9 protein-coding genes are annotated in these 9389 nt (G+C 69.6%); 7 read left to right on the plus strand and 2 right to left on the minus strand.

The window, feature by feature from the left end; translation table 11 throughout:
* Both speB and AUC47_RS06990 read left to right on the plus strand, forming a co-directional pair.
* Positions 1–948 (plus strand): agmatinase, encoded by a 948-nt coding sequence (speB, locus tag AUC47_RS06985; protein ID WP_096714494.1) that lies wholly within the window; start codon positions 1–3, stop codon positions 946–948.
* 108 nt (positions 949–1056) lie between these two features.
* Positions 1057–2268, plus strand: a complete 1212-nt coding sequence (locus AUC47_RS06990) for an MFS transporter (protein WP_096714495.1) — start codon at positions 1057–1059, stop codon at positions 2266–2268.
* A 116-nt stretch (positions 2269–2384) separates the two neighbouring features.
* Here the strand turns inward: AUC47_RS06990 and AUC47_RS06995 are convergent, their stop codons facing one another.
* Positions 2385–3302: a helix-turn-helix domain-containing protein gene (locus AUC47_RS06995; RefSeq protein WP_096714496.1), complete on the minus strand. Its 918-nt coding sequence runs from the start codon at positions 3300–3302 to the stop codon at positions 2385–2387.
* A 94-nt stretch (positions 3303–3396) separates the two neighbouring features.
* On the opposite strand from AUC47_RS06995, the gene AUC47_RS07000 reads away from it, so the two are divergent.
* Positions 3397–3858, plus strand: a complete 462-nt coding sequence (locus AUC47_RS07000; protein ID WP_096714497.1) for a DUF3817 domain-containing protein — start codon at positions 3397–3399, stop codon at positions 3856–3858.
* A 53-nt stretch (positions 3859–3911) separates the two neighbouring features.
* Here the strand turns inward: AUC47_RS07000 and AUC47_RS07005 are convergent, their stop codons facing one another.
* Entirely contained in the window at positions 3912–4841 is a 930-nt protein-coding gene (locus AUC47_RS07005; protein ID WP_096714498.1) for an NAD(P)/FAD-dependent oxidoreductase, read from the minus strand.
* Positions 4842–5051: 210 nt separating this feature from the next.
* Between AUC47_RS07005 and dnaK the strand changes: the two genes are divergently transcribed.
* Genes dnaK through AUC47_RS07025 form a run of 4 tightly spaced genes read left to right on the plus strand, consistent with a single transcriptional unit; the run spans position 5052 to position 9026 of the window.
* On the plus strand, positions 5052–6917 hold the full coding sequence (dnaK, locus tag AUC47_RS07010) for a molecular chaperone DnaK (protein ID WP_096714499.1): 1866 nt from the start codon (positions 5052–5054) through the stop codon (positions 6915–6917).
* Between the two features lie 2 nt (positions 6918–6919).
* Positions 6920–7558: a nucleotide exchange factor GrpE gene (locus AUC47_RS07015; protein ID WP_096714500.1), complete on the plus strand. Its 639-nt coding sequence runs from the start codon at positions 6920–6922 to the stop codon at positions 7556–7558.
* Positions 7559–7565: 7 nt separating this feature from the next.
* On the plus strand, positions 7566–8549 hold the full coding sequence (locus tag AUC47_RS07020; RefSeq protein WP_096714501.1) for a DnaJ C-terminal domain-containing protein: 984 nt from the start codon (positions 7566–7568) through the stop codon (positions 8547–8549).
* Between the two features lie 45 nt (positions 8550–8594).
* The gene (locus tag AUC47_RS07025; RefSeq protein ID WP_096714502.1) at positions 8595–9026 is read left to right on the plus strand and encodes a heat shock protein transcriptional repressor HspR; all 432 of its coding nucleotides are present in this window, start codon (positions 8595–8597) and stop codon (positions 9024–9026) included.
* Positions 9027–9389: the final 363 nt, after the last annotated feature.

The following is a 9389-nucleotide window of genomic DNA, read 5'->3' on the forward strand; positions in this document are numbered from 1 at the left end:
ATGACCGACCGCATCGGCCCCATCGACGCCTCCGTGAACCCCCGCTACTCCGGCATCGCGACCTTCGCGCGGCTGCCTCGGATCGAAGACGTCGAGCGCGCCGACATCGCCGTCGTCGGCATCCCCTTCGACTCCGGGGTGAGCTACCGACCGGGCACGCGCTTCGGCCCGTCGCACGTGCGCGAGTCGTCGCGCCTGTTGCGTCCGTACAACCCCGCGCAGGACGTGTCTCCGTTCGAGCTGGCCCAGGTGGTGGATGCCGGCGACATCCCGGTCAACCCGTTCGACCTCACCGAGGCGGTGACCGAGGTCGAGACCGCGGCCCGCGCCCTCGGCGAGCAGGTGCAGCGCATCGTGACGATCGGCGGCGACCACACCGTCGCATTGCCGCTGCTTCGGGCGGTCGCGGCCAAGCATGGGCCGGTCGCTGTGCTGCACTTCGACGCCCACCTCGACACCTGGGACACGTACTTCGGTGCCCCCGTCACGCACGGCACGCCGTTCCGCCGGGCGAGTGAGGAGGGGCTGATCGACCTCACCGCGAGCTGCCACGTCGGCACGCGCGGACCGCTCTACTCGAAGCAGGACCTTGAGGACGACGCCCGTCTCGGCTTCTCGATCGTGTCGAGCGAGTACATCGAGGAGCACGGCGTCGAGGCCGGCATCCAGCGCATCCTGCAGCGCATCGGCGACCGCCCGCTGTACGTCTCGATCGACATCGACGTGCTCGACCCCGCGCACGCGCCCGGGACGGGAACCCCCGAAGCCGGCGGCCTCACGAGCCGGGAGCTGCTGCGCATCCTCCGGGCTCTGCGTGACCGCGACATCGTGGGCGCCGACGTCGTCGAGGTGTCTCCCGCCTACGACCACGCACAGATGACCGGCATCGCCGCGAGCCACGTCGTGTACGAGCTGGTCACGCTGCTGGCGGCGCGCCTGGCGCGCTGAGCGGCGTCGGCGGGGGCTCGACGCCGGGCGGTCCCGATCCGGACGAACGGTCGGATGCCGTGGACGCCCCGTCGGGCGCGCGCTTCGTGAGACGGGGATGCTGGAGTGATGACCACGACCGCTCCCGTTCCCGTGACGCCCTCGCGAGCCGACCGCATCCGCTACGGCGGCCTCGTCGTCCTGATGCTGATGGGCTTCCTGCTCGTCACCGCCGAGTTCCTGCCCAACGGCGTGCTCACCGAGATGGCCGACGCGCTCGGGGTCACGCCCGGCCAGGCCGGGCAGACCGTGACGGTCACCGCGCTGGTCGGCCTCGTGGTCGCCCCCACGGTCGGCCTGATCTTCCCGCGGCTCGACCGGCGGTCGCTGCTCGTCTGGATGGCGCTCGCCGCGGCCGCCTCGAACCTGGTGGTCGCGATCGCGCCGAACCTCGTCATCGTGCTGCTCGCGCGGTTCCTGCTCGGTGCCGCGCTCAGCGCCTTCTGGGCCATGTCGATCACGGTGGCGGTGCGTCTCGCCGGGCCCGAGCACCTCGGCCGCGGGGTCATGTTCACCTCGGCGGGTGTCTCGCTCGCGACCGTCGCTGGCGTGCCGCTCGGCGTCATGCTCAGCGAGTTCGTGAACTGGCAGGCGGTGTTCGCGATCGCCGGCGTGCTCATGGTGCTGCTGGCCGTCGCGCTGCGATTCGTGCTGCCGTCGGTCCCGGCGGAGCAGGCGTCCAGCATCCGACTCCTCGTCGACACCCTGCGCCGCCCGGGCATCGGGCTCGGCATGGTCGGCCACGTGTTCGTCGTGCTCGGGCACTTCCTCGCTTACACCTACGTGCGGCTCGCGCTCGAGCGGATCCCCGACGTCGACGCCTCCACGATCGTCGTGCTGCTCGCGCTGTTCGGCCTCGGCGGACTCGCGGGCAACCTCTCGATCGGGTTCGTCATCGACCGCCGCTTCGCGTTCTTCGCCGTGTTCGCGCCCGCCGTGATCGCGGCGTCGGTGCTGTCGATGATCCTGCTCTCCGGCACCGTCATCGGGGTCGGGATCGTCGTGCTCGTGTGGGGCTTCTTCTTCTCGTCGTGGCTGCTCGTCGCGAACACCTGGGTGGGGCACCGCATGCCCGACCGGCTCGAGGCGGGCGGTAGCCTGGTCGTCGTCGGGTTCCAGGGAGCGATCACTCTCGCCGCCGGCGTCGGCGGGCTGCTCGTCGACACGCTCTCCATCGAGCTCGTCTACGTGATCGGCGCGGTCGTGCTGGTGCTCGGCGCCGTGCTGTTCGGGGCGTCGAACCGCGTCAGTTCGCGCGCGGCGCGCGCGGCGCTCGGCTGAGAGGTCTGGGAAACCCAGACCGCACGGTGTGACGACGGCGTGTCGCGGACCGACACGCCGCGTTTCGCGCCGGGAACCTGTGCTCTCCGGGTGGGCTCAGACAGGGACGGGCGGCCTCAGGCAGGGACGGGCGTGCGCTGCGAGGCGCGCCAGGCCGACGGGGTCAGGCCCGTGCGGCGGCGGAACGCACGGCTGAACCCTTCATCGGAGGCGTAACCCAGCTCGCGCGAGGTCTCCGACACGGAGCGGCCGGCCGACAGCATCCCCTTGGCCACGTCGATGCGCACCTCGGTGACGTAGTCGGCGGGCGAGCGGCCGATCGCGTGGCGGAAGCGCTCTGCGAATGCCGACCGCGACATCGCCCCGACACTGGCGAGGCTCTCGACGGTCCAGTCCCGACCGGGCTGTTCGTGGATCGCCGCGACGACGCGGTCGAGGAACGGATCGGGGGATGCCGAGGGCCAGCCCTCCGGCACGCAGCCGTTCGCGGCCCACGCCCGGATAACCGAGAGGAGCACGGTCTTCGCCATCATGCGGCAGATCAGCTGATCGCCCTGGCGCGCCGGAGAGCCGGGAGGATCCGTCGGACCCATGCTGCCGGCGAGAGCCGCGGCCGCCGGTTCGAGCGCGTCGAACGCGATGACCGTGACGGGGTCGGGCAGTCCCGCGACGAGCGCCAGCGCAGCGTCGGAGAACTCCAGATCGAAGACGACCAGGTCGGTCTGCTCGTCGGCCTCGAGCGCGAACGCGGTGCGCCCGAGTGTGAGAAACGCGTCGCCGACGGTGAGGGTTGTGTCGGCCGGTTGTTCGTCGACCTCGATGAGGGTCGAGACGCGGTCGACATCGAGGCGGCATCCCGTGTTCAGCGGCGGGTGTCCGTGCACCGCGCCCTCAGCGATGTACACGAGGGTCGCCGCGCCGGACGGAAGTGAGAGACGGTCACCGGCGCGCAGGACGGCACGGCGGGCGACGCCGACCGTGAGGTCGACGCCGTCGAGCACCCGGGTGAGGGCGGAGGGAACGGTCGTCACCATGCCTCAGGCAACGTCTGCGCCGCGACCGGTATTCCGATTCGAGGGCCGGCGCGACCCCCGGTTACGCTGGCAGGACATCCACCCGAGGAGTCCCGTGTTCCGCTCACCCGGCCGTCTGTTCCGTGTCCTGGCGATCGCGGAGGCGATCACCTGGACCATCCTCATCTCGGCGATCATCGCCCGCGCGCTCGGCGCCCCGGGAGTCGTCGTGACGGTGGGCGGCGGCATCCACGGATTCGTGTTCCTCGCCTACGGGGCGACAGCCGTGCTCGTCGCCCTCAATCAGCGCTGGCACGTCGGGGTCGCGGTCGTCGCGATCGCGAGCGCCGTCGTGCCCTACGCGACGATCCCCGTCGAGATCTGGCTGCAACGCACGGGCCGGCTCACGGGGGAGTGGCGTCTCGCCGAGACGGACGACCCGCGTGACGCCCGCTGGTACGACCGTCTGATGCGCTGGTTCCTGCGGCGGCCGTGGGCGCTGGCGATCCTGCTCGTCGTCGCGATCGTCGCGCTGTATGTGATCCTGCTGCTGGCGGGTCCTCCCGGCGGCAAGTAGCAGGTTCCCGCGCCGCACTCGCGCCGGGTCGTGACCGGCGCCGAGCGCAGCGCTCAGTGCGCGAACTCGACGCCGACGGCATCCCGAACGATCGTTCTCGCCGCCTGAGCTCCCGCACCGGCGGCGACGATGAGCTGCTGCGGCCCGGGCGCCGCCGTATCGCCCGCCGCATAGAGCCCCGCGATGTCGGTGCGCCCGCTGCGGTCGACCAGGACATGCCCGTTCTCGTCGACCGCCGGGGTCATCCCGCGCAGGAACGACAGGTCGTTATGCCACTCCGGGCGCACGAATCCGCCGTCGATCGGCGTCCCGCCGCCGCCCTCGACCCGCACCGCCTCAATGCGTCCCCGATCGCCGACCAGCTCGGTGATGCGCTCGCGTCTGACGCGCACGCCGAGCGCGCGCAGCGCGGACTCCTGGGCCGTCGTGACCGCCTCCGAGCCGTTCGTGAAGACGGTGAGGCTCGGCGTCCAGTGGGCGATCAGGCGCGCGCGGTCGGCGAGGTCGTGCGTCTCGCCGATCAGGGCGAGCCGGCGCCCCTGCAGCTCCCACGCGTCGCACGCGGTGCAGCTGAACAGGCTCATGCCGTAGAAGCCGCGCAGGTTCGGCACGTCGGGCAGCGTCTCGCGCAGACCTGTCGCGAGCATCACACGGCGGGCGATGACCGTCTCGGTCGGTTCGCGGCGTCCCAGTGCGGCGGAGAAGACGTCGCCGTCCCGACTCAGCGCGAGCACCCGCACCCGGGAGCGGATCTCGACGTTCGGGTAGGCGGCCAGTTCGGCGCGCGCCAGGCGGCGGAGCTCGTGCGGGGGAACGCCGTCGCGCGTGAGGAACCCGTGGGATGTGAGCGTCGCGGCGTTCCGGGGGCGGTCGGCGTCGATCACGAGCACGCGCAGCAGCGAGCGGCCCAGGTTCAGTGCGGCGGACAGGCCGGCCGGCCCTCCACCCACGATCAGCGCGTCGTAGGGCGTCGTGTCGGTCATTCGTGCCTCCGCCTCCATCCTGCCAGCAGGCGGTGAGGGTGGCCTTACCTCCGGTCACCATTCTCGGCTGATTCAAAGTTGAGCCACTTCATATCAAGTTTGTTTGACAGCATCCGGCCCGCGGAGTACAGTTGAGTCATCGCGACTCAGGTTTCCCTGATCGCCCCGAACTTTCCGACCATCAGACTCAGCAACACAAAGGAGAAGAACATGGCACGTGCTGTAGGAATCGACCTCGGTACGACGAACTCCGTCGTCAGCGTCCTCGAGGGCGGCGAGCCGAAGGTCATCGCCAACGCCGAGGGCTTCCGCACGACCCCCTCGGTCGTGGCATTCACGAAGGACGGCGAGGTGCTCGTCGGCGAGACCGCGAAGCGCCAGGCCGTCACCAACGTCGACCGCACCATCGCGTCGGTCAAGCGTCACATCGGCACCGACTGGTCGTTCGACGTCGACGGCAAGAAGTGGACGCCGCAGGAGATCTCCGCGCGCATCCTCCAGAAGCTCAAGCGCGACGCAGAGTCCTACCTCGGCGACACGGTGACGGATGCCGTCATCACCGTCCCCGCCTACTTCAACGACGCCGAGCGTCAGGCCACCAAGGAGGCCGGCGAGATCTCCGGCCTCAACGTCTTGCGCATCATCAACGAGCCGACCGCCGCCGCTCTGGCGTACGGCCTCGACAAGGGCAAGGAGGACGAGCTCATCCTCGTCTTCGACCTCGGCGGCGGAACGTTCGACGTCTCGCTCCTCGAGGTGGGCAAGGACGACGACTTCTCGACCATCCAGGTCCGCGCGACCGCCGGCGACAACCGTCTCGGCGGCGACGACTGGGACCAGCGCCTGGTCGACTACCTGATCAAGCAGTTCAAGGAGACCACGGGCGTCGACGTCTCGGGTGACAAGATCGCCCTGCAGCGCCTCAAGGAGGCCGCCGAGCAGGCGAAGAAGGAGCTCTCCTCCTCGACCTCGACCAGCATCAACCTGCCGTACCTGTCGCTGACGGAGTCCGGTCCGGTGTCGCTGAGCGAGACCATCACCCGCGCGAAGTTCGAGGACCTCACGAAGGACCTCCTCGACCGCACCAAGAAGCCCTTCGAGGACGTCATCCGCGAGGCCGGCATCAAGGTCGCCGACATCGACCACATCGTGCTCGTCGGTGGATCGACCCGTATGCCCGCCGTCGCCGAGCTCGTCAAGCGCGAGACCGGCAAGGAAGCGAACAAGGGCGTCAACCCGGACGAGGTCGTGGCCGTGGGCGCAGCCCTGCAGGCCGGTGTCCTCAAGGGCGAGCGCAAGGACGTGCTGCTGATCGACGTCACCCCGCTGAGCCTCGGGATCGAGACCAAGGGCGGCATGATGACCAAGCTCATCGAGCGGAACACGGCCATCCCGACCAAGCGCAGCGAGACCTTCACGACGGCCGACGACAACCAGCCGTCCGTCGCGATCCAGGTCTTCCAGGGCGAGCGCGACTTCACGCGCGACAACAAGCCGCTCGGCACGTTCGAGCTGACCGGCATCGCGCCTGCCCCCCGCGGCATCCCGCAGATCGAGGTCACGTTCGACATCGACGCCAACGGCATCGTGCACGTGTCCGCGAAGGACAAGGGCACCGGCACCGAGAAGTCGATCGTCATCTCCGGCGGCTCGTCGCTGTCGAAGGAGGACATCGAGCGCATGGTGCGCGAGGCCGAGGAGCACGCCGCTGAGGACAAGCAGCGCCGCGAGGCCGCCGAGGTCCGCAACCAGGCCGAGACGCTCGCGTACTCGATCGACAAGCTGCTGACCGAGAACGACGACAAGCTGCCCGAGGACGTGAAGACCGAGGTCAAGGCCGACGTCGACGCGCTCAAGACCGCGCTCGCGGGCGAGGACGACGAGGCCGTGAAGACCGCGTTCGACAAGCTCAACCAGTCGCAGTCGAAGATCGGCGAGGCGCTGTACGCCTCTTCGCAGGCGGAGGGTGCTCCGAGCGCCGGCGCTGAGGGCGACGCCCCGGCCGGTGATGGCGCCTCCTCCGACGAGGACGTCATCGACGCCGAGGTCGTCGACGACGAGGACGAGAAGAAGTAATCATGACGGACAAGAACTTCGACGACGACGAGGTTCGCAGCGAGGGGTCGGATGCTCAGGCATCCGGCCCCGAGCCGCAGAACCAGGACTCCCGCGAGGCGATGGCCGCCGAGGGCTCGGACGAGACGCCGGTCGACGGCGCCCCCGACGACCTCACGGTCGACGACATCCTGAACGCCGGGCAGACCGAAGACGCCGCGGCAGGCGACGCCGCACTGGCGGATGCCGAGGACGCGCTGCTGCACGACCTCAAGCGCCTGCAGGCCGAGTACGCGAACTACCGCCGCCGCACCGAGGAGCAGCGCCAGATCGAGATCGAACGAGCGAAGGGCGAGGCGGCCAAGGGCCTGATCCCCGTGCTCGACGACCTCGCGCGCGCCGCCCAGCACGGTGATCTCGTCGAGGGCACGCCCTTCGCCGTGATCGCCGACAAGGTGCGCGCCGTGGTCGATCGCCTCGGCGTGGTCTCGTACGGCGAGAAGGGCGAGGAGTTCGACCCGCAGCGCCACGAGGCCATCTTCCAGCAGCCCACCCCCGGCGCCACGACCACCACGATCCTCGAGGTGGTGGAGGTCGGATACCGCCTCGGCGACGTCGAGCTGCGGCCAGCGAAGGTCGTCGTCGCCGTACCTGCCGAGTAGGTGATGAATGGCTAGCCAGGACTGGTTCGACAAGGACTTCTACAAGACCCTCGGGGTCTCGAAGGACGTCAGCGACGCCGATCTCAAGAAGACGTACCGCAAGCTCGCACGCAAGTACCACCCCGACTCCAATCAGGGTGACGAGAAGGCGGAGGCGAAGTTCAAGGAGATCAGCGAGGCGTACTCGGTGCTCTCCGATTCCGAGCAGCGCAAGGAATACGACGAGATCCGCGCCATGGGCTCGGGCGCCCGCTTCACGGCGGGCGGCCAGTCCGGCGGCGGCTTCGAAGACGTCTTCAGCCGGTTCGGCCAGCAGGGGCGCGGACAGTCCGCCGACTTCGAGGACATCTTCGCGATGTTCAACCAGGGGCAGGGCGGCTCGTTCGGCTCCGGCCGGTTCGGGCAGACCTCCGGCGGCTTCCGCGGCTTCGGCGGCCCCCAGCGGGGCGCCGATGTCACGGCGCGCACCACCCTCGACTTCGTCACCGCCGTGCAGGGCGAGACCATCACCCTGCAGGGCGAAGACGGCAAGCCGTTCAAGGTGAAGATCCCCGCCGGCGTCTCCGACGGGCAGAAGATCCGCCTGCGCGGCCGGGGTCGCCCGTCGCCGGACGGCGGCGAGAGCGGCGACATCGTGGTGCAGATCACAGTGCGGCCGCATCCCGTCTTCACCCGTGACGGACTCAACCTGCGCATCGTGGTTCCGGTGACGTTCACCGAAGCCGCGCTCGGTGCGACGATCGAGGTTCCGACGCTCGGAGGCGAGACGGTGAAGCTGCGGGTCGCGCCCGGCACCCCCTCCGGTCGCGTCCTGCGCATCAAGGGACGGGGTGTCACCACCTCGAAGGGCACCGGCGACCTGCTCGCCGAGCTCCAGATCGCGGTGCCGTCTCACCTCGACGAGGAGGCCAAGGAGGCGCTGCAGAAGTTCCAGGCCCTCGAACCGAACGAGAATCCCCGCGCCGACCTCATGGCGAAAGCGCGGCGATGACCCCGACGACGATCACGAACACCGGACGGAAGAAGGTGACACTCCATGGCTGACATGCAGATGGATGCCGACACCCCGGTGTTCGCGATCGCCGTCGCGGCCGAACTCGCCGGGATGCACCCGCAGACCCTGCGGCAGTACGACCGGATCGGGCTCGTGGTGCCCGGCCGCACCTCCGGCGGCTCGCGCCGCTACTCGACCCGCAACATCGAGCAGCTCCGCGAGGTCGCGCAGCTCTCGTCGGAGGGAATGAGCCTCCCGGCGATCGCGCGTCTGCTCGACCTCAAGGACGAGAACCGGATGCTGCGGCGCCGCATCGTCGAGCTGGATGCCGCCCTGCGCGCGGAGCGGGAGAACCGTCCGGGAGTTCGGGTGTTCGCCGCGGGATCGTCTGGTGTCGTCCCGATGCCGAGCGGTCGGCGGATCCGCCGGTCGACGGACCTGGTGCTCTGGCGCCCGGGCAGCGGTCGCGGCTGACTGCACGAACCCGATCCGTCTCCGACACGCCCGGCGGATCGGGGCGATTTGCCGGACCCGGCGAACCCACGTAAGTTATTACCTGTTCGCCCCACAGGGAAGCGGAGAGGCCGAGAGCCTTACCCCCCTCAAGCGGAGAACCACCTCCCTCAGATCAGCTCCTCGGAGCGGATCACGGACACACTTCTGTCCGACGTGGGAGCTTCCCGAAAGGGACGGCGGTCGATTTGACAGCCGGACCGGAACGGATAAACTAGTGAAGTTGCCCGAGCGCGATCAGCGCGGGGCGCAGAACTGGGCCTGAACCACACGGCGTGTCGATTTGACAGCCTGGATGGCACAGGTAAGATTGAGAAGTTGCCC

Origin of the sequence: Microbacterium sp. SZ1, from assembly GCF_002362255.1 — a bacterium.
Classification (GTDB): domain Bacteria; phylum Actinomycetota; class Actinomycetes; order Actinomycetales; family Microbacteriaceae; genus Microbacterium.

Coding starts and splice junctions, on each gene's coding strand:
- speB (WP_096714494.1), top strand. CDS start 1: ATGACCGACCGCATCGGCCCCATCGACGCCTCCGTGAACCCCCGCTAC.
- AUC47_RS06990 (WP_096714495.1), top strand. CDS start 1,057: ATGACCACGACCGCTCCCGTTCCCGTGACGCCCTCGCGAGCCGACCGC.
- AUC47_RS06995 (WP_096714496.1), bottom strand. CDS start 3,302: ATGGTGACGACCGTTCCCTCCGCCCTCACCCGGGTGCTCGACGGCGTC.
- AUC47_RS07005 (WP_096714498.1), bottom strand. CDS start 4,841: ATGACCGACACGACGCCCTACGACGCGCTGATCGTGGGTGGAGGGCCG.
- dnaK (WP_096714499.1), top strand. CDS start 5,052: ATGGCACGTGCTGTAGGAATCGACCTCGGTACGACGAACTCCGTCGTC.
- AUC47_RS07015 (WP_096714500.1), top strand. CDS start 6,920: ATGACGGACAAGAACTTCGACGACGACGAGGTTCGCAGCGAGGGGTCG.
- AUC47_RS07020 (WP_096714501.1), top strand. CDS start 7,566: ATGGCTAGCCAGGACTGGTTCGACAAGGACTTCTACAAGACCCTCGGG.
- AUC47_RS07025 (WP_096714502.1), top strand. CDS start 8,595: ATGGCTGACATGCAGATGGATGCCGACACCCCGGTGTTCGCGATCGCC.